This window comes from Martinezella lusitana (assembly GCF_014207095.1).
Taxonomy (GTDB): domain Bacteria; phylum Pseudomonadota; class Alphaproteobacteria; order Rhizobiales; family Rhizobiaceae; genus Rhizobium; species Rhizobium lusitanum_B.
Genome location: NZ_JACHBG010000003.1, coordinates 443,283 through 467,174, shown reverse-complemented (window position 1 = coordinate 467,174; position 23,892 = coordinate 443,283). Strand labels below are relative to the sequence as shown.

Below are 23,892 nucleotides of genomic sequence, written 5' to 3'. Positions count from 1 at the left end.
TCCTTCCAGATTCGAGGAGATTATCAGAAAGACCATTCGGACGCATCTTCACCTCAACAAAATGGCCCCTGGCAAGCGGGCCATGATATTGAAGGAGATGGAAAATGGTCGAGCTGCCCCGCAATGAGGCGTTCAAGAACGCAAGCCAGGCCGAGGTCGTGCCGGCAGGCGAGGTGACAAAGACGCCCCGCATTGAAGCTCCGCAGGCGCCTGTGGCCGAAGCCCCTGCCCCAAGCACGGCAAAAGCCCCGAGAGCAGGCCGCAAGCTCATCAAGCGCGGCGTACTCGTCGCGGCCGTCCTGGCCGGCGCCGCGTTTGCTGCCGACTTCGGCTATCGCTATTGGACGATCGGCCGCTTCATCGAATCGACCGACGACGCCTATGTAAAGGCCGATTACACCGCGATCGCCCCCAAGGTCGCCGGCTATATCAGGCAAGTGCTTGTCAACGACAACGACACCGTCAAGGCTGGCCAGGTGTTGGCCCGCATCGACGACCGCGACTTCCAAGCGGCGCTCTCGCAGGCCAGGGCTGACCTCAAGGCCGCAGATGCGGCGATTGCTAACATTGATGCGCAGATCCTGCTGCAACAATCGCTGATCGCACAAGCCAAGGCGACGGAAACCGCTTCGCAGGCTTCGCTCGTCTTCGCGCAGTCCGATGCCGCGCGCTCGGCTCGGCTGAACTCCAATGGCGTCGGCAGCCAATCTCAGGCCGAACAGACGCAATCGGCTCGCGATCAAGCCGCTGCCGCCGTCGAGCGTGATCAGGCCGCCATCGTTGCCGCCCAAAACAAGGTGCCGGTGCTGCAGACCCAGCGCGATCAAGCCGCCGCCCAGCGCGATCGGGCTGCCGCAACCGTTCAGCAAGCGGAACTCAATCTTTCCTATACGGATATCGTTGCAGCCGTGGACGGCACGGTCGGTGCCCGCTCGATCAGGGTCGGGCAGTACGTCACATCCGGCACGCAATTAATGGCGGTCGTGCCGCTGCATTCCGTCTATGTCGTCGCGAATTTCAAGGAGACGCAACTCACCTATGTGCGCCCCGGCCAGCTAGTCGAGATCAAGGTCGACAGCTTCCCTGACGTGGCGATCAAGGGGCATGTCGACAGCCTCTCGCCGGCAAGCGGCCTGGAATTCTCGTTGCTGCCGCCGGACAATGCCACCGGCAACTTCACCAAGATCGTTCAGCGCATTCCGGTCAAGATCGTCATCGATGACGAGCGCCTGGCCGGCCTGTTGCGCTCCGGCATGTCGGTCGAGCCTGAAATCGATACCAAGGCCGCACAGACATCCACCGCCAATGCGGGGGGATCATCCGGCCACGCTGGATGATCCTTACCGCTCTTCGCCGATTATCGCCTCAACACTGTCATGAGATTATTCCGGCTTGAGCCGGAAGGAGCCGCATCATGGCCACCCTTCAGATCGCCGCCAACAATAATTCCACTTTGCCGACCACTAGGTCAGCTGCCCCGGCCGCCAGGCCTGCCATGAGCCCGCTGCGCATGTGGACCGCCGTCATCGGCTCCACCCTTGGCGCCTTCATGGCCGTCCTCAATATCCAGATCGTCAATGCATCGCTCGCGGACATCCAGGGCGCGATCGGCGCCGGCACGGATGACGGCGGCTGGATCTCGACCTCCTATCTGATTGCCGAGATCGTCGTCATCCCCCTCAGCGCCTGGCTTGCCCGCGTCTTCTCGGTCCGCCTCTATTTGCTGACCAACGCGATCCTCTTCCTCGTCTTCTCGGTCGGCTGCGCGTTCGCCGCGAACCTGCAGCAGATGATCGTGTTGCGCGCCATCCAGGGCTTTTCCGGCGGCGTGCTGATCCCGATGGCCTTCACCATCATCATCACCTTGCTGCCAAAACCCAAGCAGCCGATGGGCCTTGCGCTCTTCGCCCTCTCTGCGACCTTTGCGCCGGCCATCGGCCCGACCATTGGCGGCTACCTCACTGAAAACTGGGGCTGGCAGTATATTTTCTACGTCAATCTTGTGCCCGGCATTCTTATGGTTGCCATGCTCTGGGTGTCGCTTGACCGCTCGCCGATGAACCTCTCCTTGCTGGCAAAGGGAGACTGGCCGGGGATCATCACCATGGCGGTCGGTCTCGCCGCCCTGCAAACAGTGCTTGAAGAAGGCAATAAGGACGATTGGTTCAGTTCGCCATTCATTGTCCGTCTGTCGGTCATCGCCGCAGTGTCCCTGTCGCTCTTCCTGATCATCGAGCTTCGCGCCGCTCATCCGCTGCTCAATCTTCGCCTGCTCGTGCGCCGCAATTTCGGCTTCGGCATGCTTGCCAATTTCCTGCTCGGCATTGCACTCTATGGTTCGGTCTTCATCCTGCCGATCTATCTCACGCGCATTCAGGGCTACAATTCCGAGCAGATCGGCCTGGTGCTCGCCTGGACCGGCATTCCGCAGCTGATCCTGATCCCGCTGGTGCCACAGCTGATGAAGCGTTTCGACGCCCGCCTGCTGATCATCGTCGGCTTTGCGCTCTTTGCCGCCTCGAACTTCATGAATGTCTATATGACCGGCAACTATGCCAGCGATCAGCTCTTCTGGCCGAATATCGTGCGTGCCGTCGGCCAGGCATTGGCATTCACGCCGCTCACCGCGATCGCCACCGCAGGCATCGCGCAGGAAAATGCCGGCTCGGCCTCGGCACTCTTCAACATGATGCGCAATCTCGGCGGTGCAGTCGGCATCGCAGCGCTGCAGACCTTCCTCACCAAGCGCGAGCAGTTCCACTCGAATATCCTGACGAATTCCGTCTCGATGTTCGAGGACGCCACTCGCGACCGCGTCGCCAGACTGACAAGCTACTTCCTCAATCATGGGGTCAGCGATCAGGCGCTCGCCACACATAAGGCGATCGTCGCCATTGCCGGCAGCCTGCGCAAACAAGCAAACATCATGGCCTTCAGCGATACCTTCTATCTGCTCGGCGTTGCGCTCGTTGTTGCGCTGCTTGCCAGCCTGTTCCTCAAGAAATCCTCTCACCTCTCGGGTGCCGGCGCTCACTAGAGCCAGATGGTTTCAGGTCTATTCGACCTGAAACCTGAATCCGCTCTAGAATCAAAAAGATAGAGCGTGATGTCGCTCAAAAACCGCACACGCTTTTCGGCATCACGCTCTAGGCGCCGCATCTGCAACACGAGGAGATGGTCATGACCATGCTGCTGGACATACCTCAAGCCGCAATCCCCAGTTCCAAAACCACTCAACCCGGCATCAACGCGGCCGCAACCCTGAGCCTGATCGAATGGCTGACTGGGGACGAGTGCCATGCTCTCGATGAAGTCGGCCTCGTTTCCGGGCTGGGCCGCCACTTGCAGGCGCTCGGCGTCCCCGTCGATCGGCTGACGCTGCACCTGATGACGCTACATCCCGAATTCATCGGCCGCACGTTCGCCTGGGCGCCGGGCGAACCGATCGAAATCCATGACCGCGAGCACGGCAGGCTTCAGACTATTGCCAACACGCCACTGCAAAAAGCGTTGGAAACGCGTGAAACCGTCATCGTTGGCCCCGGAGAGAGCCGGCATGGCCGCTGGCAGCACATCGACGTCTTTGCCGGCCGCGGGCTAGTTCAGCTGATGATCGCGCCTCTCTGCAATGCCGACGGACCGATCAGTTCGGCGGCCTTCGGCACGAAACGGCCTGGCGGCTTTACGCCAGCCGAGCAGCAGGTACTTGCGCGCATCCTACCAGCACTGCGCACCGCCAGCGAATTGCGTGTGCTCCGGCAATGCGAACTCAGCCTGCTCGACACCTATATCGGCCCCATGACCGCAAGCCGGATCCTGGCCGGACATATCCGGCGCGGTGAGATAGAATCGATGGACACCGCCCTTCTGCTCTGCGATCTGCGCGGCTTCACCGAGCTTTCCAACCAACTGCCGGGCAATGTCGTGCTCGGCCTTCTGAATGCCTATTTCGACAAAGTCGTACCGGCGATCACCCGGGAAGGCGGCGAAGTCCTGAAATTCATGGGCGATGCCGTTCTCGCCTTCTTTCCCGGCATCGATCCTGCCGGCGCCTGCAATGCCGCATTGGTAGCCGCAAGTGCGATCCTCGATGATGTGGAGGGCTTTCAATATGACGGCATCCGCATCAAGGTGGGCATTGCTTTGCATTATGGCGAAGTCAGTTACGGTAATGTTGGCGCCGGCAATCGGCTTGATTTCACCCTGATCGGCCCCGACGTCAATGTCGTCAGCCGCATACAAGGCATCTGCAGCGAGAGCGGCGAGGCACTGCTGATGTCCGGCTGCTTCTGCGAGACGGCCCGGATCGCCAATACGGCTTCGATAGGAACGCGGAAACTGAAAGGCTTCGCCGAAGCCGTGGAGCTGTTTACGGTCAGAGACTGAGGGGCACATCCTTTCCGGTCGAGATTTCGACTTTTACGGCGCGCGTTATGTCCTTGAAACCTGGAGTTGGCGCGTCTGGCCACACATGCAGCCGAAATCGCATCCGTTGAGCGACAAGAAGAATGCTGATCAGATATTTTCTGAAGACACCCGTTTTTTTGTGGTAAGTGCGCCAGATTCCAATAGCGACGGAGACTGCTCGCACTCATGATTGAACTGACACCATCAAAGATCGCCGGACTGAAACTTGCGCACCAGGGCGACCTCTATCCGCAATCGGACAAGAAGTGGACGCACCAGAACGCGACCGTGACATATGCAAAAACGGACCGTTGGAAAGAACGCCCGCAGAAAATCAAGTTCATCAGCGACAAGACGCTGGAGGAATTGAAGGAGCTTGGCCTTCTGGAGCGCCTCAACCTCAACGAAGATGCCGGAAAAGATGCCTACACCATAACCATGGCCGGCAAGATTTGGCTTTTGAAGAACAAGTAGGGCGACGCAACATTTTCGGTCGCCCCGTCGAGCCGTCAGTTTCACCGGCTCGCGAACAATGTCCTGCGACTGAAATTTCGCTGGTTTCGCGTTGCCATCTTCGGCAGAGCTTCATGGAGCCGCCGAAATGGAACGCAACCATGCCCGTCGAGATGATATCTCGACGCCATCATCACCGGGCGAGCAATATCGAGACGCGCTCGCTCGGGCAATTTGGGAACAGCACCAAAATTGCGTTCCCGTCGGCCACCATTGAAGTGACAGGCAGCCGCTAGAACTTCGCCATGAGCCTGCGTCCTTTCTCAACTCGATAAATGAGTTTGCTACCAATCGTGGTTTACACCTATGGGGGCACGAGCGCGATGTGCCACGCCACGTTTTGGATCACGGCTACAACGATGACATGCCTTCATCAAACGACCGATCCGTTCATTAGGCACTCTCCGCCGGGAGGAGTGGGAATAGGTTTATTGGAAGCATCATCGGAAACGAAAAAAGCCTGCCGCGGGAGGAGGTGCGGCAGGCTTTTCGAAAACCGAACAGCGACTGGGAGGAGGAGTGCCGCTGTTCCTACAGACGTCCCTGGGAGGAGGAGTGGGCCGTCTGAATTCGAAGCGCCGCGGGAGGAGGTGCAGCGCTTCAATGAGTGTTGTTATACTTTAGCCAGCGAAAACTTCCAGAACTTATGCTGCACTGCAGCTATGCAAGAAACGCAATCCTCAAAAAAGCGACAGACAGTTGACGGAAGGCCTGCGTGAAACACGGTTTCAAAACGCAAAAACGCCCGCGTTTTCAGCGAGCGTTCGACGGTCCTGATGACTGAATGAGGCGCTATTAGCGGCCCATGGCTGCGCGAGCAACGCTGCGGATATCTGCGCGCGCAATGCCGAGATCCTGCAGTTCGCGGCTGGACATACGATCAAGCTCGGCTACGGTCTGACGGAACTTGCGCCAATTGTTGAAGGAGCGTGCGACGTTCATGATAATCCCCTTTCCTGAGTGCTGTCTGACGTCGGCAGCCTCTATTGGTCCGGCGTCGTTTCGATGATTGGAATATAGGCTATTCAATCGATTTAAAACAGCGACAATTCCGCACTGCACCTATGCGAAGCGCGCATCTCTTCCGCACATTCGATTGCTGGTGGACATTTTTTAGGCTGCGAGAGGCAATCGAAACATGCAGCCTCGCGACAGATAGCCCCCGCAGTTCGTTAGTGATGCGAAGCGGAAAACGCTGGCATTTGCGGAGAACACAGCTGGAGGATTGCCTGGCGCACCTGTTCTGCATCGACAGGCTTGTGCAATAGCAGATGGCCGCTTGCCGCGACTTCCTTCAACCGCTCCGGCGAAGTATCGCCCGTGAGGATCACGGCCGGGACAGAATGGCCAAGATGCGCTCGCATCTGCTTGATCGCATCCAGCCCGGTCGTACCGGCTTCCAGCCGATAGTCGGTAATGACGAGATCGATCGGCGCTTTGTCATTTCCTTCCACGGCATGCGCAAAACATGCCTCCGCCGCCGAGCGCCCGGGATAGACGCGGTAACCCAAGGTCCTCAAAAGCAGGCTGATCGCTTCGAGCCCGTCGAGCTCGTCGTCAATCACAGCGATTCCGATCGATCCATCCCCTTCGCCCCGATCGATATCAGCTGCAATGTGAGCATCGGCGGAAACGGCAATGGGCACGAGGATAGAAAACATCGACCCGCGCCCCTCCTTCGAGATCATCCCGAGCGGATGATCGAGAAGCTGTGCGGAGCGGCGAACGATCGCAAGCCCCAATCCTAGTCCTTGGGCGCGATCACGGGCCGGATTTTGAAGCTGCACGAACTCTTCGAACACCACCTTTTGCTGATCCGCAGGAATACCGGCGCCGCTATCCCAAATCTGAATTTCCACCGCTGTGCCGCGGCGGCGGCAGCCGAGCAGAACACGCCCCTTTGCTGTATATCGAAACGCATTCGAGAGCAGGTTGGCGAGGATGCGCTTCAGCGTAATCGGATCGCTATCGATCCATAGATTGCTGGCGACCACCTGCCATGCGAGATCCCTCTCTCTAGCGACCCCGCCAAATTCGTCGCGAAGATCCGCGAAGAGCTTTCTGAGCGAGACCGGTTCCTTCGCCACAATGACAACGCCGGCATCAAGCCGCGAAATATCGAGCAGGGCGTCAAGCAGCCCGCTAAGATTGCCGACGATGGACTTCGCCCTGTCTGCGAGGTTGCGCGCATCCTTGGCAGGGACATCGCCGCGCCGGCCCAATATTGAAAGCGTCGATATGAGCAGGCTGAGCGCATGCGTCGGTTGGCGCAGGTCATGGCTCGCAGCCGCAAGGAAACGCGTCTTTGCCCGGTCCGCCGTTTGCGCCTTGTCCCGCTCCTCCTGAAGATGCTCGACCAACTCTTCGTTTTCCAACCTCAACGCCACCGTCTCGCGCAGCATGCGGTAGGTGATGCGGCAGTAGTTGAGGTTGATCACGACAAGGGAAACAAGCAGAAACAAGAATGCGCCCGCCATCTCGCTTCCGCTAATGATGCAACGCAGCCCAATCGGCACCACGGTGATCAAGATCGAGCCGATGAGCGCCGGCGGAAAGGCTGAGAGCGACGGCACCGTGCCGCAGACCAGACCCGTCAGAACGATAACAGTGAAGGAAAGCACGATCGGCGACTCCGGAAGAAAGCCGACCCAGCCAAGAAGCCCCCACAGCAGACCCGAGATCCACGAAAAGGCTGCCGCAAGCCATGCCCATCGCCGTATCGACTGGCTGTCATTTCGTGACCGGCGAAAGAAGCGACGGGAGGCGACGACGCGAATGCCGGTCAAAAGATACAGAGCGCCGAGCCAGCCGAACAGCCAGCCTGCAGAAACAGCCGACTTCAGGATATAGACGGCGGCGAGCGAAATGGCGATGTTGGAAACGACAACCCCGTAGGAGTTGCGATACAAGAGCTCTACCAGAGCCCGGCGTATCTTGTCTTCCTGCATGCGTCCCTCCGCTTCGCCTGATAATTCCGTAAGGAGATTTTTCCCGGCAGGGTTGATTTATCGGTAACCTGTTTCACATTAATTAGCGACCCGGAATGCAGATGATCACCCGAGAGCAGTGAGAGAATGAGCCGCATACTTTCCGTCATGATAGCCGACGACCATGCCATCGTGCGCGAAGGGCTGAAGCTGCTCATCTCGACCATTGAGAACGTTTCGGTGGTTGGCGAAGCGGCCAATGGCGAAGCCCTTCTCGGGCTCTTGCATGATGCTCGCGCCGATGTGCTGCTCCTCGATCTTGGCATGCCGGGTGTTGCGGGAATTCACTTTATCTCTGCCATCAAAGAAGTTGCGTCTCGCATGAAGATCGTGGTGCTGACGGCGAACATCGAGCGGAGAACCGTGCGCGCGGCGCTCGATGCCGGTGCGAGCGGCTATCTGACCAAGGATGGCGATCCCGAGGAGATCGCAGCCGCCATCGAGGCCGTACGAAGGGGTGGAACCTATTTGGCAAAATCGATCAGATTTGCAGTCGACCAACCAGATCGGCCGAGCAAGGCTCCAGCCACCGAGGAAATCGTCTCGCCTATCCCGCTGACCTTGAGAGAGAGACAAATCCTGCTGCTGTCGGCACAGGGACAGACCGCACGGCAGATGGCGGAACGCCTCGGGATCAGCATTCTGACTGCCCGCAAGCACCGGGAAAACCTGATGCGCAAACTCGATCTGCATAGCTCCGCGGAAGTGACAGCCTATGCCGTCCGCCTCGGAATGCCCGCTGGCTAAAGCTTGCATGCTTGTCTCCCGCGCTGCTCGCGCCCGTGCGTTTTCCTGAGAAAATCAACATAAGCGGGCACCCCGCGGCGCTGAAATACGGCAGGCGTCGTATATGCCGCCATATCGCCTGGGAGTAGTTCTCGGCGCGAGCGGTGCCTTGGCCATCCGCTTCGGCCACTCCGGAAGAGGAGAGTGGTCTGCTAAAGCGGAGGATACGCCATGCCATCGTTGGAACACTGGACCTCGTTTGCCGTCGCGACGATTGTGTTCGCCTGTATGCCGGGTCCGGCAATGCTCTATATGACCGCACAAACCCTGGCGCATGGCACACGCGCCGGACTGAAAGCCGCGCTTGGCGTTCATCTCGGCTGCTATTTTCACATTATCGTCGCCGCCGTCGGCCTTGCGGCTCTTCTCGATGAGGCTCCCGCTGTTTACGCGATCATCAAGCTTGTGGGAGCAGCCTATCTGATCTGGCTGGGAGCCACGATGCTCTTGGGATGCAATCAGCGATCACCCGAAACCACAGACACCAAATCTGCCGTATTTCGCGACAGCGCCATCGTCGAAGTTCTCAACCCCAAGACAGCGCTCTTCTTTCTGACCTTCCTGCCGCAATTCGTGGATCCGGCCGCGGCCATGCCGATTTCCATGCAGTTTCTTGTCCTCGGTGTGATCGTCAACATCGTACTCTCGGCAGCGGATGTAACGGCAGTCGGCGTCGCGTCCCTTACGCTGGGCCGATTTACCCACGCCGGCGGCGGAAGACTGATGCCGAGAACCTGCGGCTCGATTTTGATCATCCTCGGCTTTGCTCTGGCGCGACAGCACGCATGATCGAACATGAAGCGGGTGTGCAACATGATACGGTGGCCAAGTCTCCTTAAGGTATGCATTTTCGGCCAGCCGGCTGGGGTCGTGGAATATCCGCCCATGGAGGGGCAGCATAGCCGCCTGTAGCCATCATGGCAGCGCTCGCCGCTCCTGCCACCCTGAGTACTCCCTCAAGCACAGATCGGACAACCGCCGACATTATCTGCACCCATTAGAACGGCTCTGCTGAATAGCATCAGGCGTTCCTGCGCTTGCCTTCCAGAAGGTCAAGAATGGAGTTGGCAGCATAGAGCACATTGGTGCCGGGGCCAAACACCGCGCTGACGCCATGTTCGAGCAGGAAATCATAGTCCTGGCGCGGAATAACACCACCGACCACGACAATGACCTGATCGGCGCCCTTCTTCTTCAGCGCTTCGACAAGTTGGGGTGCAAGCGTTTTATGCCCGGCAGCAAGCGAGGACATGCCGATCACCTGAACCTTTTCCCTGACGGCAAGGTCTGCCGCTTCGTCCGGCGTCTGGAACAGCGGACCGGCAACCACGTCGAAGCCGACATCGCCGAAGGCCGAGGCGATGACTTTGGCACCGCGGTCATGGCCATCCTGACCGAGCTTGGCGACCATGATCTTCGGCTTGCGCCCCAGCGATGCAGTCACGTCGGAGAGGCGGTTGCTGAGCGTCACAAGCTCGGGATCGCCGGCATAGGCAGCACCGTAAATATCGCTGACAACTTGGGGGACGGCTGAGTGATCGCCGAAGACGGTGCGCATGGCGTCGGAAATCTCGCCGACGGTCGCGCGGGCGCGCGCTGCATCGACGGCGGCGTCGAGGATATTGCCCTCGCCCGTCGCTGCCACCGTCTTCAAGCGCTCGAGCGCCTGCTCGACCTTGACGTCATCGCGGCGCCGGCGTGTCTCTTGTATACGCTTGATCTGAGCACTACGAACGGCGGCATTGTCGATCGCCAGGATCTCGATGTCTTCCTCCGTCTCCAGCCGATACTTGTTGACGCCGACAATGACTTCGTCGCCCCGGTCGACCGCTGCCTGCCGGCGCGTCGCCGCCTCCTCGATCAGTCGCTTCGGCAAGCCTTCGTTGACGGCCTTCGTCATGCCGCCCAGCGCTTCCACCTCTTCGATCAGCGCCCAGGCCTTGTCGGCCAGTTCGTTGGTGAGGCTCTCGACGTAATAGGAGCCTGCAAGCGGATCCACGACATTCGTCACGCCTGTCTCATGCTGAAGGATGAGCTGGGTGTTGCGGGCGATGCGCGCCGAAAACTCCGTCGGCAAGGCGATTGCCTCGTCGAAGGAGTTGGTGTGCAGAGATTGCGTGCCGCCTAGCACCGCTGACATAGCCTCGAAGGCGGTGCGGATGATGTTGTTGTACGGGTCCTGTTCCTGCAGCGAGACGCCTGACGTCTGGCAGTGCGTGCGCAGCATCAGCGACGATGGCTTGGCCGGCTTGAATTCTTCCATGATGCGCGTCCAGAGCAGACGCGCCGCCCGCAGCTTTGCTGCCTCCATGAAGAAATTCATGCCGATGGCGAAGAAGAAGGACAGGCGGCCGGCGAAATCGTCGACATTCAGCCCCTTGGCCAGCGCCGCGCGCACATACTCGCGCCCGTCGGCGAGCGTGAAGGCAAGCTCCTGCACCAGCGTCGCTCCGGCCTCCTGCATGTGATAGCCGGAGATGGAGATGGAATTGAACTTCGGCATTTCCTTGGCCGTATATTCGATAATGTCGGCAACGATCCGCATCGAGGGCTCGGGCGGGTAGATGTAGGTGTTGCGGACCATGAACTCCTTCAGAATATCGTTCTGAATCGTGCCCGAAAGTGCGGCACGCGGCACGCCCTGCTCCTCGCCGGCAACAATGAAATTTGCCAGGATCGGGATGACGGCTCCGTTCATGGTCATCGAGACGGAGACCTTTTCCAGTGGAATGCCGTCGAAGAGGATCTTCATGTCCTCGACGGAATCGATCGCCACGCCGGCCTTGCCGACATCTCCGACCACTCGCGGATGATCGCTGTCATAGCCGCGATGAGTGGCGAGATCGAAGGCGACGGAGACACCCTGCTGACCGGCGGCGAGCGCCTTGCGATAGAAGGCGTTGGAGGCCTCGGCGGTGGAAAAGCCGGCGTATTGGCGGATCGTCCAGGGACGGCCGGCATACATGGTGGCGCGCGGGCCTCTCGTGAATGGCGCAAAACCGGGCAGCGATGAGAGGTGCGGCAGGCCTGCCGTATCCGCCTCGGTATAGAGCGGCTTGACCGCTATTCCCTCAGGCGTTTCCCAGATGAGCGTCTCAGGCGATGCCTTGAGCTCCTTCTCGGCCAGATCAGCCCATTCCTCTAGGGATCGTTCAACCATCATTCGAACTCCAGAATCAGCTCGTCGACCGCAAGGCTATGCCCTACTTTCGCTTCGATACGTTTAACGACGCCCTTACGTTCCGCTTTCAAGGCATTTTCCATCTTCATGGCCTCAACAACGGCCAGCGTCTGACCCGCTTCGACGACACTGCCTACCTCGACGGTGAGAGAGGTAAGCACTCCCGGCATCGGGCACAACAGAAGCTTCGACGTATCCGCCGCCGCCTTGACCGGCATCAGGCGGGCAAGCTCCGCAACGCGTGGCGAGCGGACACGGGCAACAATCTCCGTCCCCCGCCAGCGCAGGCGGATCGCCGACCCCACCAGATCGACCTTGACGCCCAGTATATCGGAGCCGACCGAAAAAGCGCAGTGCGTTTTGCCGGGCAGCCAGTCGGTCTTCACACGCAGCATGTCACCGCCGGCAAACGATACGTTAAGATCACCATCCATCGATTCCACGGAAGTCTCGAAGCGCCACTGGCTGAAGCCAACGACCCAATCCCGGCCGATTTTGCGGCGGTGATTGCCGATTGTGCCGGAAATATCCGCAGCTCGCCTTTGAACGACCTGATTGATCGTGACTGCGATCGCTGCAAGCTTTCGGGCCGACGCCTGGTCAGGCTCGACGCCATGGAAGCCTTCGGGGAATTCTTCGGCAATATAACCTGTTGTTAGCTGACCGGAACGGAACCGCTCCTGGTTCATGACGGCGGACAGGAAAGGCAAGTTGTGTCCGATCCCTTCCACTTCGAAATCGTCGAGCGCATCGCTCATCGCATCGATCGCTTCTTTGCGGCTGGGTGCCCAGGCGCAGAGTTTTGCGACCATGGGGTCATAGTACATCGAGATTTCGCCACCCTCATAAACGCCGGTGTCGTTACGCAGGATAGCACCAGCGCTCGTCGGGCCTTCGACCGGCGGGCGGTATCGCGTCAACCGGCCGATCGACGGCAGGAAGTTGCGATAAGGATCTTCGGCATAGAGGCGACTTTCGATGGCCCAACCATTGAGCTTTACGTCGGCCTGGCCAAAGGACAGAGGCTCGCCGGACGCAACCTTGATCATTTCCTCTACGAGATCGAGCCCGGTCACGAGTTCCGTCACTGGGTGCTCCACCTGCAGGCGGGTATTCATTTCAAGGAAATAGAATTTGTTCTGCTTGCCATCGACGATGAATTCCACCGTTCCTGCGGAATGATAGCCGACGGCCCTGGCGAGCGCGACGGCCTGTTCGCCCATGGCCTTGCGGGTCGCTTCATCAAGGAAGGGTGACGGCGCTTCCTCGATGACCTTCTGATTGCGCCGCTGGATGGAGCATTCCCGCTCGCCAAGATAATGGACCGTGCCATGCTTGTCGCCAAGCACCTGGATTTCGATATGGCGCGGCTCGGTGATGAACTTCTCCATAAAGATGCGGTCGTCGCCGAAGGAATTTTTGGCTTCGTTGCGCGATGCCTGGAACCCCTCCCGAGCCTCGTCGGCATTGTGTGCGATGCGCATGCCTTTGCCGCCGCCGCCCGCCGATGCCTTGATCATCACGGGATAGCCAATCTCATTTGCGATCAACACCGCTTCTTCGGCATTTTCGATCAGCCCCATATGTCCGGGGACCGTCGAGACGCCCGCGCGAGCCGCCAGCTGCTTGGACGTGATCTTGTCGCCCATGGCCTCGATCGCGCCGACGGGAGGGCCGATGAAAATCACGCCTTCACGCTCGAGCGCGGCTGCAAAATGTGCGTTCTCGGAGAGGAAACCGTAGCCCGGGTGTACAGCGTCGGCACCGGTCTTGCGCACGGCATCGATGATCCGGTCTATGACGATGTAGGACTGGTTCGAGGGCGACGGACCGATATGCACCGCCTCGTCCGCCATCGACACATGCAAGGCGTTGCGGTCGGCATCCGAATAGACGGCGACTGTCGAGATGCCAAGACGCTTGGCGGTCTTGATGACTCGGCAGGCGATTTCGCCACGATTGGCGATCAGGATTTTCTTGATCATGGGAGTGGCCTGTCAGAGAGGTATCGTGTCGTGCTTCTTCCAGCGCGCGTCCACCTGCTTGTTGCGAAGCGAGGCGAAGGCACGGGCGATGCGACGACGGGATGAGTGCGGCATGATGACTTCATCGATGAAACCGCGTTCGGCGGCAACAAAGGGATTAGCAAAGCGCTCCTCGTATTCGCGGGTTCGCGCGGCAATTTTTTCCGGATCGGCCAAATCGGCTCGATGGAGGATTTCCGTCGCGCCCTTGGCACCCATGACGGCGATTTCGGCGCTCGGCCAAGCGTAGTTCACATCCGAGCCGATATGCTTCGACGCCATCACGTCATAGGCGCCGCCATAGGCTTTACGCGTGATCAGCGTCACCATCGGCACCGTGGCCTGGGAATAGGCAAACAAGAGCTTGGCACCATGCTTGATCACCCCGCCATATTCCTGCGCCGTGCCGGGAAGAAAGCCGGGCACGTCGACCAAGGTCAGGATCGGAATATTGAAGGCGTCGCAAAAGCGAACGAAACGCGCAGCCTTGCGCGAGGAGTCGATGTCCAGGCAGCCGGCCAGCACCATCGGCTGATTGGCAACGACACCAACCGTCTGTCCTTCCATGCGCATGAAGCCGGTGATGATGTTGCGCGCAAAAGCTGCCTGCAGCTCGAAGAATTCACCCTCGTCGGCAAGGGCGTGGATCAGCTCCTTCATGTCGTAGGGCTTGTTCGAGCTATCGGGTATCAGCGTGTCGAGCCGATTTTCCAGCCGCGCCGGGTCGTCGTGGAATGGCCTTACCGGTGGTTTCTCGCGATTGTTCAGCGGCAGGAAGTCAAAGAGCAGTCTGACATGTTCGAGCGTATCAATATCATCGTCGAAGGCGCCGTCGGCCACCGAGGATTTCGAGGTGTGGGTGCGTGCGCCGCCAAGCTCTTCCGCCGTGACGATCTCGTTCGTTACCGTCTTCACCACGTCGGGGCCGGTGACGAACATGTAGGAGGAATCCCGCACCATGAAGATGAAATCCGTCATGGCCGGCGAATAGACGGCACCGCCCGCGCATGGTCCCATGATGACGGAAATCTGCGGCACGACGCCGGAGGCCTCGACGTTGCGCTTGAACACCTCGGCATAGCCGGCAAGCGAATCCACACCTTCCTGAATGCGCGCGCCACCGGAATCGTTGAGGCCGATGACCGGCGCACCGTTCCGCATGGCCATGTCCATGATCTTGCATATCTTTTGCGCGTGGGTCTCCGACAGGGAGCCACCTAGCACGGTGAAATCCTGGGAGAAGATATAGACCTGGCGGCCATTGATCGTTCCCCATCCGGTCACGACGCCGTCACCCGCGATCTTCTGCTCCGCCATACCGAAATCGGTCGCGCGGTGAGTGACATACATGTCGTATTCTTCGAAGGAGTCTTCATCGAGAAGCACTTCGATGCGCTCGCGCGCAGTCAGCTTGCCCTTTCCGTGCTGGGCCGCGATTCTGCGCTCGCCACCACCCTGCCGCGCCTCGGCTCGGCGTGCTTCGAGTTGATCCAATATCGTCTGCATGATGCCTCCCTCGATATGCCGAAGTCATAGCGAGGGACTGCCTGTGAGAAAATAATTGAACGCGCAGATATGCGGACTTATAAAAATTCAAATTAACAATTGCGAAGTTGCGAAGATGGCCATCGGGAAACTCTTCATCGGGCGAAAAGTCCGGGAACTGCGTCTGGAACACGATGCAACACAAAGCCAGTTTGCCGAACGTCTCGGCATCTCGTTGAGCTATCTCAACCAGATCGAGAACAATCAACGCCCCGTATCAGCCGCCGTCCTGCTTGCGCTGGCTGATAAATACGGGCTTGATATTGCGGAACTCTCCACCGGCGAGACCGATCGACTTATGTCGGCACTCACCGAAGCGCTCGGCGATCCCTTGTTCGAATCCTATTCGCCGACCTTGCAGGAGCTGAAACTGATCGCGCAGAATGCGCCAGGATTTGCCCGCGCGCTTGTCAGCTGCCACCAGGCCTATCGGCGCAATAGCGAACAGCTAGCCAGCCTCGACGACCGGCTCGGTCGTGCCGCAGCCCTCGAAGCGACGCCCTATGACGAGGTTCGCGACTTCTTTCACTATGTCGACAACTATGTGCAGGAACTCGACACCATGGCCGAAGCGCTCGCAGGCAAGCTCGGGCTGCAAGGCGGAGATGGCCAGCCGATCCTGACGGACTATCTGGACAGTCAATTCGGTATTCGCGTTGTTCACGGACCATCCGCCATGAATGCGGTGCGCCGCTACGATCCGGCGGGGCGCGTGCTGACCCTCAACCCTTACGCTCCAGCCGAAACCCGCACGTTCCAGATGGCGGTACAAACCGCGCAACTCTACGCCAGCGAGGTCGTAGAAAGCATCGTTCGCCAGGCAAGCTTCCGTAGCGAAGAGGCCAGCGAGGTCTGCCGCATCGGCCTGCACAATTATTTCGCCGGCGCGCTTCTCATGCCCTATCAAAGTTTTCTGAAAACCGCCCGCGACCTTAGGCATGACATCGAACTGCTCGCCGCCCGCTTCGGCACGTCGCTGGAGCAGGTCTGCCATCGACTTTCGACCCTGCAGCGCCCGGGCATGAAAGGGATACCGATCTTCTTTGCCCGCATCGACCGCGCCGGCAACATTACCAAGCGCCACAGCGCCACCAAGCTGCAATTCGCACGCTTCGGAGCCGCCTGTCCGCTCTGGAACGCTCACCAGGCCTTCGAGACACCGGGCCGCTTCATCCGCCAACTCGCCGAAACGCCGGATGGCGTCCGCTATCTCTGTCTTGCCACGCATGTGAGCAAGGGCGTTGGCGGGTTTCGCACACAACGGTCCAGCCATGCGCTGGCGCTGGGCTGCGAGATTTCCTATGCCAGCGCCTTCGTCTATGCCGACGATCTCAACGTTACCGACAAATCCGCCTTCGAACCGATCGGGATATCCTGTCGTATATGCGAGCGAAACAATTGTGCCAGCCGGGCCGTTCCGCCTTTGCGCCGCAGCATCTCCGTCGATCACAATGTCCGAGAGACGACGCCCTATCAGCTGTCGTGAGACCAAGCTCGGCCGCAGGAAATAGCAACGCTGCATCCCCGCGGCTTCCAATGGAGCTCAAGCTCGCACGGTTCCGATGTGCCGCAGCAAGGCGGCGCCGAACTTTCCGTCCAGCAGCTCGGCTGGAAGAACATGCGGGCAAGCCGCACTGGCCGCCCGCAGGAGATCCATCTCGCTCGACGGCTTCGATAGCGCTTCGCGCAGGACCGCACTTTGCGGGTCGCTGACTTCATAGGCCGCTAGACCCTTTGCCCAGCGCTCCACATAGGCGATCCAGACTGCGATCGCAAAGGCGAAGGGCTCGAAGTCCGTTCCGCGCTTCAACGCGGCGAAGGCAGGAGCGGTTATTCGTTGCGGCAGCTTCTGCGTGCCGTCCATCGCAATCTGCGCCGTCGCATGGGCAATCGCGGGATTGGAGAAACGCGCCTTCAGCTTTCCGACATAGGCGTCAAGATCGATGCCGAGCTGCCCGATCGCGCTCGAAGCCGCCGAGAGATGCCGCGCCACCAGGTCCTTCAGGCGGCCATCGGCCATAACGTCCCGGACATACTTCTTTTCGTAGAGACAGCCGCAATAAGCGATCAGCGAATGGGTGCCATTCAGCATCCATAGCTTCATGCGCTCATAGTCTGTTATATCGGGCACGAAGAGCGCGCCTGCCGCTTCCCAGGCGGGACGGCCGACGCAGAAGCTGTCCTCCAATATCCACTGGCGGAACGGCTCGGTTTCAATGGCCGCCAAGTCATCATAACCGGTCTCTGCCCGTGCTAGCTCGAACACTTCTTGACCCGGAATGGGCGTGATGCGGTCAACGACACCAGAGGGAAAGGCCGCATGAGCCTCAATAAAGCGGACGAGCGATGGATCGTGCACGAGCGCGGCAAGCTCCAGCACCGCCTCCCTCAGTCGGCGGCCGTTTTGAGGAAGATTGTCGCAGCTAAGGACGGTGAAGGCGGGAAGCCCTTTCTGCTGCCGCAATGCCAACGCGGCGACGATTAAGCCGATCACTCCCTGCGGCGATTGCGGCCGGCCAAGATCCCGCGCAATGTCCGGATGAGACGTGTCGAGCTTCCCCGTGCCGGTCAAGCCATACCCCTTTTCCGTCACGGTCAGGCTGACGATCCGGCATGCGGGGGAGGCCATCAACGTGAGCACGTTTGGAATGCGCTCTCCTCCGGAAACCACGGAATGAAGAGCGCCGATGACGGAAGCCTTCGTTTCCACGCCTCTTTCCACAAGGGTATACCGATAGTCCTGAGGCTCCAGAAGGCCGGCAAGCGGCGAGCCACGCAATGATGCGCCGACGACCCGCCAGTCGCCGCCATGGGCTGCAAGCGCATCGTCCGTATAGGACAACAGGTGAGCGCGGGCGAAATTGCCGATACCGAGATGAACGATGCCGGCGCCATGGTCCTGCGGCCTATAGGCAGGCCATTTGGCCGCCCTTTGCGGCAACGGTACACTTGCTGCGCTCAGCCTGCTCATATCTTGCCGCCGGCAACAATCGGATGCGACAGGGCTGTCATGATGCCGCGCAGTTCCGCAAGTCCCTTGAGGCGGCCGATCGCCGGATAGCCGGGGCGTGTCTGCCTGATGTGGTCGTCGAGGATATTCTGGCCATGATCAGGGCGGAAAGGAATCTGCCAGTCTTTGCGGCCCTGCCCTTTCCGTCTCGTCTCTTCGGCAAGCACAGCGGCAATCACCGCCACCATGTCGGTATTGCCTTCGAGATGCGACGCCTCGTGGAACGAGCCGCCGTGCCTGTTGTCCTCAAGCGCGACATTGCGCAAATGCAGGAAATGGACGCGGTCGCCGAGCCTTGCCATCATGCCCGGCAGGTCGTTGTCGCGCCGGGCACCAAGCGAGCCGGTGCAAAGCGTGATGCCATTGGCCGGAATATCGACAGCCTCGACCATGGCGCTGTAGTCGGCTTCGGTCGACATGATGCGCGGCAGGCCCAGCAGCGGGAACGGCGGATCGTCCGGATGGCAGCAAAGCCGCATGCCCAGCTCCTGCGCAAGCGGTGCGACTTCGCCCAGGAAATCGATGAGGTGCGCCTTCAGCTTTTCAGCGGACAGACCGTTATATTGCGCGAGATGATCCTTCACCTCGTCTATCGTCATGTGGATCGCGGCACCCGGCAGGCCGGAGACGATATTGGCGACGAGCTGGCGCTTGCGCTCATCATCCATTTCGGAAAAGCGGCGCTGCGCGGCTTCGACGACCTCTGGCTCCAGTTCCTCCCGCGCCGCTGGGCGTTGCAGCAGGAACAGATCGAAAGCGGCGAAATCCACCGCATCGAAACGCATGCAGGTCGCACCGTTTTGCAGGCGAAAGGCGAGATCGGTGCGCGTCCAGTCGAGGACCGGCATGAAATTGTAGCAGATGGTCTGCACCCCGGCATCGGCGAGATGGCGAAGGCTCGTCTTCCAGCAGCCGATATGCTCCCGCCACGGCCCGCTCTGGCGCTTGACGTCCTCGGAAACCGGCAGGCTTTCGACCACATCCCAGCTCAATCCGGACGCGCTGCCATCGCTCATGGCCGAGATTTCGCGCTGACGGGCGGCAATATCCTCCGACGTCCACACCTCGCCGGGGGCGCGATGATGAAGTGCTGTGACGACGCCTTCAACACCCGCCTGTAACATGTCGTCGATCGATACCGGATCGGACGGGCCGAACCAACGCCAAGTCTGCCGCATCATCTGTCCCTTTCTTCAGTGCATATGTTGTTTGGCAAAGCGGGGGAATCGAAGTCTTGCCGAGACTATTCCTTCATGCCGCTCGTCGCGACACCTTTGACAAAATTGCGCCGCATCGCGCCGAAGAAGATGACACTCGGAATGAGCGACAGAGCGGCGGCGGCGCTAAGGCGGCCAAGGTCGACGGTGAACCCGGTCTGGAACAGAGCCAGCCCGACCTCTAGGACATATTTGTCTCGCGCCGTGTTGACGATCATGGGCCAGGCGAATGTGGTCCACGCCTGGAAGAAGGCAAGGACGGTCAGCGTTCCGATCGGACCGCGCATCAGCGGCAACACGATGCGAAGGAAAATCCACCATTCGCCGGCGCCGTCCATGCGTGCGGCTTCCAGCAATTCGTCGGGAATCGATGTCAGGGCATATTGCCGAATGAGGAATATGCCGAAGCTCATCACTAGGTACCCGGCGAGGAGGCCGCCGATCGAGTTCAGCAGGCCCAGCTGCTTCACACCGAGATAGAGCGGAATCATATAGACTTCGAAGGGAACGATGGCGGTCGCCAGCACCCCGACAAAGATGAGATTGACGCCGGGAAAGCGGAACTTCGCCAGCACATAGCCCGTGATCAATGATGTCAGGACGATCGCCACCGTGGAGATCGCTGCAAATGCAAGGCTGTTGCCCATCCATGTCAGCAATGGCGTGTCGGTCAGAACCGAGGAAAAATTGTCGAGCGTTGGCGATTGCGGGATCAGGCGCGGCGGCCATGCCAGCAATTCGGCCGGTGTCTTGAAGGCGTTCGCCGTGAGCATGATCAGCGGCAAGACCATCAGGATGCCGAAAACGGTCAGGACGCAATCGATGGCGAATTTGGAAGCGGAATATCGTTCCCGGCTCTTCTTGCTTGGGGTCATGCTCATCGACGTGCTGCCTTGTCACGAAAGAAAACGAATTGACCGGCCGTCAGGAACAAAACGATGGCAAGGAGAACGACGGCCTCGGCGGCAGCGTAGCCGACGCGATAATTGCGGAAGCTGTTTTCGAGCATATCGAGCACCAGTACCCGCACCAGCTTACCTGGCGCCCCTTGTGAATCGGAAGCAAGCACGAAGGCCTGACCGTAGATGTTGAAAGCCGCAATCATTGTGACCACCGAGACATAAAGCGTAACGGGTCTCAATTGCGGTATGGAAATATAGCGGAAGCACTCCCACGCCGTGGCGCCATCCAACCTTGCGGCCTCATAGAGCGAGGTGGAAATATTGCGCAGCCCGATCAGGAAGATCAGCACGGCGTAGCCGAGCGCCTGCCACGAGCAGAGCACGATGATGCAAACGATTGACCAGACGGGATGAAAAAGCCACGCCTGCGCCGGGATGCCGAAGATCCCGAGAAAGGCATTGAGCGGCCCCAACTGCGCGTCGAATACCCATTTCCAGGCCATGGCGGCAGGAACGAGCGAGACGATATGCGGTATAAACAGGCTGGTTTCATAGAAGCCGGAGAGCGCACTGCCAAAGCGGTGCTGGATGAGCGCCGCCAGTCCAAGTGCCAAGGGGATCGTCAGAGCCAATACCCCGAAGGCAATGATCGTGGTGTTGCGCAGCGCTTCCAGAAACAACGGATCGCCGACAAGCTCCTGGAAGTTCGCAAGGCCGACGAACGGCTTGTTTTTGGAAATGATATCCCATTTGAACAGGCTGAGCCGCAGCGTCTCGAAAATGGGCATGACTCTGACCAAAACGAAGAGCGTCAGCGGCACCGCCAGCGCGCTTATCACAAACCCCAATTGTCTGCGCTTTTTCATCAGACAGTCCTTCCCTTACGGGGACGGGAGCGTCCCATCCCCTCTCTTCTCTGCCTCTGCCGGCGCTATTGCGCCAGAAGACCTTCGCGCTTCAGGATGTTGTCGATCTCGCCGCTGGCTTCCTTGAGCATGGCATCGATGGCGGCGTCATCCTTCGCCAGGGCCGGGTTGGCGAAAGCGGCTTCGAGGCGGGCGGCAAAGCGGGTCAGGATTTCACTGGATGGTGCAATCGGCGGCAGGCTGAAATAGGTGTAATCGACCGGCGGCGCGACGAAAGCTTCGAGAACCGGCTTCTTGGTGATAATCGCGGAGAAATCGACATTGCTGCGCGAAGGCAACCAGCCGACATTGTCCAGAAGCCATTGCAGATTTTCGGGCGCGTTGGTCTTCTGCACGAATTCCCAGGCAAGCTTGCTCTTGTCGTTGTCAGCGGGAACGAACAGCGATGCCGGCACGACCAGAGACCCCGTCGGCAGCGGCGCGGTCGCGTATTTCAGATTGGGCGCCTTCTTGGCGATGTCGCCGATGACCCAGGATTCGCGAATGAACATCGCTGTCTGCCCCAGTTCGAAAGCCTCGGCATCGGCCTTCATCTGCGGGCTGACAGTCTTGGCGACGAAAAGCTGATCCAGATATTGCTTGAGAGCCTTGCGGCCGGCCTCGTTGGCAACAGCCGCTTTCCATCCCTCGCCATCCTTCTCGACGAGCTTGCCACCGAACTGGTGCAGATTGATCCAGAACTTCTCGCTGATCCCCTGGCCGCCGCCTGACAGGCGCAACGACCAGCCGCTGATGGTGGGATTGCCCGAGGCATCGCGCTCGGTCAGCTTCGCCGCATATTGCGAATAGTCGTCCGCCGTCTTCGGCGGGCCGGAAAGCCCGGCCTTGGCGAATTTCTCCGTGTTGTAGTAGAGGGCCGATTGGCCGTGATAGAGCGGCACGCCATAGACATGTTCGCTGTCAGAAACGGCCGCGATATAGACCGGGCTGAAGTTCTTAGGGTCCTTCACGAAGGCAGCGATCGCCTCCGGTGCCGGCGCCAGCAGCCCCGACTGCACGTATCGCGGCGCCTCCGACTGCATTTCGACGATGTCGGCCGCCGAGCCTGCCGGCAACGCGAAAGCAAGCCGCTTCTCATGTTCCCGCAGGCTGATCGTTTCCACCTTCAGTTCGAAATCCGGATGAGACGCCTTCATCTCGGCCGCTACATGATTGTAAAATGGCTCGAGCTCGGGAGAGCCGCCCCAAAGGGTCAACGTCTGAGCCTGGACCGAACAAGCAAGACCGGCGAGCATTGCGGCGAGCGAGACTGTCTTCAAAAAGTGCGATGCCATTTCAGTTCTCCTCTTCACGAATTGGACCTTCGTGGTCGATTATTATTGGATATTGTCCGGCACCCTTGCGCCGGTTGCCTTGTCGAACAGATGTGCGCCGGCGGCCAAGAGTTTCAAACTCAGCGCTGTACCGGGCTTGTCGGCCAGGCGCTCCCGAATGACCGCGACGATTTCCTCACCGCCAAGCGTGAGGCTTACATGGCTTTCCGCGCCGGTCGGCTCGACCGAAACAAGCGTCGCCGCCACGGCGGAGGGATCAGCGGGGTCACAACGAACCAGTGCCTCGGGGCGAATACCGAGCAGCAACTCTCCGGCGGCGTGGGGCAGGTTTTGCGGAAGCGGGATGGCGGTGCCGTCCTGCGTGATGAAGGCGGATCCCGTAATGCTACCCGCCAGAATATTCATCGACGGGGAGCCGATGAAGCCGGCAACGAAGACATTGGCCGGGCGATCGTAAAGCTCCAGCGGCGAGCCGATCTGTTCGACCACGCCACCCTGCATGACGACAATCCTGTCCGCCATGGTCAGCGCTTCCACTTGATCGTGTGTGACATAGATCATCGTATTGCCAAGGCGGCGATGTAGGGACCTGATCTCCGAGCGCATCTTCACACGCAACTTCGCATCGAGATTGGACAACGGCTCGTCGAACAGGAAGACTTTCGGCTTGCGCACGATCGCCCGTCCCATGGCGACGCGCTGACGCTGTCCGCCGGAAAGCTGCTTCGGATAGCGCTTGAGATGATCGCTCAAGCCGAGAGTGGCTGCCGCCGCCTCCACCTCCCTGCGGATCTGATCCGCCGGAGCCCGACGCAGTTTCATAGAGAAAGCCATGTTGTCGTGCACGGTCATGTGCGGATAGAGCGCATAGTTCTGGAAGACCATCGCGATATCGCGGTCCTTGGAATCGACCTCGTTGATCACGCGGCCGTCGATCAGGATTTCTCCGTCGGAGACGTCCTCCAACCCGGCGATCATGCGCAGCAAGGTTGACTTGCCGCAGCCCGAGGGGCCGACGAGCACGACGAACTCACCATCCTCCATGGTGATTTCGAGGTCGCGCAACGCATGAAAGTCGCCGTAGTGTTTATGCAGTTTGCGGATTTCCACGCGTGCCATT

The 23,892-nt window shown here is 59.7% G+C and carries 18 protein-coding genes; 7 read left to right on the top strand and 11 right to left on the bottom strand.

Features of this window, described 5'->3' with window-relative positions; genetic code table 11:
* Nucleotides 1–104 precede the first annotated feature (104 nt).
* The 4 genes from GGD46_RS10165 (at nt 105) to GGD46_RS10150 (ending at nt 4,881) form a co-directional block, all read left to right on the top strand.
* Nucleotides 105–1,337 carry an HlyD family secretion protein gene (locus GGD46_RS10165; protein WP_184703621.1) on the top strand — a complete coding sequence of 411 codons (1,233 nt, stop codon included), beginning with the start codon at nt 105–107 and terminating at the stop codon, nt 1,335–1,337.
* 77 nt (nt 1,338–1,414) lie between these two features.
* The gene (locus GGD46_RS10160) at nt 1,415–3,037 is read left to right on the top strand and encodes an MDR family MFS transporter (protein WP_184703620.1); all 1,623 of its coding nucleotides are present in this window, start codon (nt 1,415–1,417) and stop codon (nt 3,035–3,037) included.
* Nucleotides 3,038–3,180: 143 nt separating this feature from the next.
* On the top strand, nt 3,181–4,386 hold the full coding sequence (locus GGD46_RS10155) for an adenylate/guanylate cyclase domain-containing protein (protein ID WP_184703619.1): 1,206 nt from the start codon (nt 3,181–3,183) through the stop codon (nt 4,384–4,386).
* 207 nt (nt 4,387–4,593) lie between these two features.
* On the top strand, nt 4,594–4,881 hold the full coding sequence (locus tag GGD46_RS10150; RefSeq protein ID WP_184703618.1) for a hypothetical protein: 288 nt from the start codon (nt 4,594–4,596) through the stop codon (nt 4,879–4,881).
* Nucleotides 4,882–5,715: 834 nt separating this feature from the next.
* Here the strand turns inward: GGD46_RS10150 and GGD46_RS10145 are convergent.
* Together GGD46_RS10145 and GGD46_RS10140 are read right to left on the bottom strand one after the other, a co-directional pair.
* The gene (locus GGD46_RS10145; protein ID WP_184703617.1) at nt 5,716–5,862 is read right to left on the bottom strand and encodes a DUF1127 domain-containing protein; all 147 of its coding nucleotides are present in this window, start codon (nt 5,860–5,862) and stop codon (nt 5,716–5,718) included.
* A 230-nt stretch (nt 5,863–6,092) separates the two neighbouring features.
* The gene (locus GGD46_RS10140; RefSeq protein ID WP_184703616.1) at nt 6,093–7,868 is read right to left on the bottom strand and encodes a hybrid sensor histidine kinase/response regulator; all 1,776 of its coding nucleotides are present in this window, start codon (nt 7,866–7,868) and stop codon (nt 6,093–6,095) included.
* A 126-nt stretch (nt 7,869–7,994) separates the two neighbouring features.
* Between GGD46_RS10140 and GGD46_RS10135 the strand changes: the two genes are divergently transcribed.
* Nucleotides 7,995–8,654, top strand: coding sequence for a response regulator transcription factor (locus tag GGD46_RS10135; protein WP_184703615.1), 660 nt, complete (start codon nt 7,995–7,997; stop codon nt 8,652–8,654).
* A 210-nt stretch (nt 8,655–8,864) separates the two neighbouring features.
* Entirely contained in the window at nt 8,865–9,482 is a 618-nt protein-coding gene (locus GGD46_RS10130) for a LysE family translocator (protein WP_184703614.1), read from the top strand.
* 232 nt (nt 9,483–9,714) lie between these two features.
* Here GGD46_RS10130 and scpA read toward each other — a convergent pair whose 3' ends face one another.
* From scpA to GGD46_RS10115, 3 genes are read right to left on the bottom strand one after another with little or no spacing between them, the layout of a single operon-like run.
* On the bottom strand, nt 9,715–11,853 hold the full coding sequence (scpA, locus tag GGD46_RS10125; RefSeq protein ID WP_409527672.1) for a methylmalonyl-CoA mutase: 2,139 nt from the start codon (nt 11,851–11,853) through the stop codon (nt 9,715–9,717).
* Nucleotides 11,853–13,859 carry an acetyl/propionyl/methylcrotonyl-CoA carboxylase subunit alpha gene (locus tag GGD46_RS10120; RefSeq protein WP_184703612.1) on the bottom strand — a complete coding sequence of 669 codons (2,007 nt, stop codon included), beginning with the start codon at nt 13,857–13,859 and terminating at the stop codon, nt 11,853–11,855. The genes scpA and GGD46_RS10120 overlap by 1 nt, the downstream gene beginning before the upstream one ends.
* A 12-nt stretch (nt 13,860–13,871) precedes the next feature.
* Nucleotides 13,872–15,404, bottom strand: a complete 1,533-nt coding sequence (locus GGD46_RS10115) for an acyl-CoA carboxylase subunit beta (protein WP_184703611.1) — start codon at nt 15,402–15,404, stop codon at nt 13,872–13,874.
* Between the two features lie 115 nt (nt 15,405–15,519).
* On the opposite strand from GGD46_RS10115, the gene GGD46_RS10110 reads away from it, so the two are divergent.
* Entirely contained in the window at nt 15,520–16,929 is a 1,410-nt protein-coding gene (locus tag GGD46_RS10110) for a short-chain fatty acyl-CoA regulator family protein (RefSeq protein WP_184703610.1), read from the top strand.
* 57 nt (nt 16,930–16,986) lie between these two features.
* On the opposite strand, the gene GGD46_RS10105 is transcribed toward GGD46_RS10110, so the two are convergent.
* The 6 genes from GGD46_RS10105 to GGD46_RS10080 form a co-directional block, all read right to left on the bottom strand.
* On the bottom strand, nt 16,987–18,414 hold the full coding sequence (locus tag GGD46_RS10105; RefSeq protein ID WP_184703609.1) for a mannitol dehydrogenase family protein: 1,428 nt from the start codon (nt 18,412–18,414) through the stop codon (nt 16,987–16,989).
* Nucleotides 18,411–19,631 carry a mannonate dehydratase gene (gene uxuA / locus GGD46_RS10100; protein WP_184703683.1) on the bottom strand — a complete coding sequence of 407 codons (1,221 nt, stop codon included), beginning with the start codon at nt 19,629–19,631 and terminating at the stop codon, nt 18,411–18,413. Before uxuA ends, GGD46_RS10105 begins: the two co-directional genes overlap by 4 nt.
* A 65-nt stretch (nt 19,632–19,696) precedes the next feature.
* Nucleotides 19,697–20,551, bottom strand: coding sequence for a carbohydrate ABC transporter permease (locus GGD46_RS10095; RefSeq protein ID WP_184703608.1), 855 nt, complete (start codon nt 20,549–20,551; stop codon nt 19,697–19,699).
* Nucleotides 20,548–21,438 carry a carbohydrate ABC transporter permease gene (locus tag GGD46_RS10090; RefSeq protein ID WP_184703607.1) on the bottom strand — a complete coding sequence of 297 codons (891 nt, stop codon included), beginning with the start codon at nt 21,436–21,438 and terminating at the stop codon, nt 20,548–20,550. Before GGD46_RS10090 ends, GGD46_RS10095 begins: the two co-directional genes overlap by 4 nt.
* 65 nt (nt 21,439–21,503) lie before the next feature.
* A complete protein-coding gene (locus GGD46_RS10085) occupies nt 21,504–22,772 on the bottom strand; it encodes an ABC transporter substrate-binding protein (RefSeq protein ID WP_184703606.1) in 1,269 nt (422 codons plus the stop codon).
* Nucleotides 22,773–22,814: 42 nt separating this feature from the next.
* A complete protein-coding gene (locus tag GGD46_RS10080; protein ID WP_184703605.1) occupies nt 22,815–23,891 on the bottom strand; it encodes an ABC transporter ATP-binding protein in 1,077 nt (358 codons plus the stop codon).
* Nucleotide 23,892: the final 1 nt, after the last annotated feature.

Bases quoted from the DNA above. Each gene is read 5' to 3' on its own strand.
- GGD46_RS10080 (WP_184703605.1), bottom strand. From the start codon at position 23,891: ATGGCACGCGTGGAAATCCGCAAACTGCATAAACACTACGGCGACTTT.
- GGD46_RS10155 (WP_184703619.1), top strand. From the start codon at position 3,181: ATGACCATGCTGCTGGACATACCTCAAGCCGCAATCCCCAGTTCCAAA.
- GGD46_RS10140 (WP_184703616.1), bottom strand. From the start codon at position 7,868: ATGCAGGAAGACAAGATACGCCGGGCTCTGGTAGAGCTCTTGTATCGC.
- GGD46_RS10135 (WP_184703615.1), top strand. From the start codon at position 7,995: ATGAGCCGCATACTTTCCGTCATGATAGCCGACGACCATGCCATCGTG.
- GGD46_RS10165 (WP_184703621.1), top strand. From the start codon at position 105: ATGGTCGAGCTGCCCCGCAATGAGGCGTTCAAGAACGCAAGCCAGGCC.
- GGD46_RS10085 (WP_184703606.1), bottom strand. From the start codon at position 22,772: ATGGCATCGCACTTTTTGAAGACAGTCTCGCTCGCCGCAATGCTCGCC.
- uxuA (WP_184703683.1), bottom strand. From the start codon at position 19,631: ATGCGGCAGACTTGGCGTTGGTTCGGCCCGTCCGATCCGGTATCGATC.
- GGD46_RS10120 (WP_184703612.1), bottom strand. From the start codon at position 13,859: ATGATCAAGAAAATCCTGATCGCCAATCGTGGCGAAATCGCCTGCCGA.
- GGD46_RS10150 (WP_184703618.1), top strand. From the start codon at position 4,594: ATGATTGAACTGACACCATCAAAGATCGCCGGACTGAAACTTGCGCAC.
- GGD46_RS10115 (WP_184703611.1), bottom strand. From the start codon at position 15,404: ATGCAGACGATATTGGATCAACTCGAAGCACGCCGAGCCGAGGCGCGG.
- GGD46_RS10130 (WP_184703614.1), top strand. From the start codon at position 8,865: ATGCCATCGTTGGAACACTGGACCTCGTTTGCCGTCGCGACGATTGTG.
- GGD46_RS10090 (WP_184703607.1), bottom strand. From the start codon at position 21,438: ATGAAAAAGCGCAGACAATTGGGGTTTGTGATAAGCGCGCTGGCGGTG.
- GGD46_RS10145 (WP_184703617.1), bottom strand. From the start codon at position 5,862: ATGAACGTCGCACGCTCCTTCAACAATTGGCGCAAGTTCCGTCAGACC.
- GGD46_RS10105 (WP_184703609.1), bottom strand. From the start codon at position 18,414: ATGAGCAGGCTGAGCGCAGCAAGTGTACCGTTGCCGCAAAGGGCGGCC.
- scpA (WP_409527672.1), bottom strand. From the start codon at position 11,853: ATGGTTGAACGATCCCTAGAGGAATGGGCTGATCTGGCCGAGAAGGAG.
- GGD46_RS10160 (WP_184703620.1), top strand. From the start codon at position 1,415: ATGGCCACCCTTCAGATCGCCGCCAACAATAATTCCACTTTGCCGACC.
- GGD46_RS10110 (WP_184703610.1), top strand. From the start codon at position 15,520: ATGGCCATCGGGAAACTCTTCATCGGGCGAAAAGTCCGGGAACTGCGT.
- GGD46_RS10095 (WP_184703608.1), bottom strand. From the start codon at position 20,551: ATGAGCATGACCCCAAGCAAGAAGAGCCGGGAACGATATTCCGCTTCC.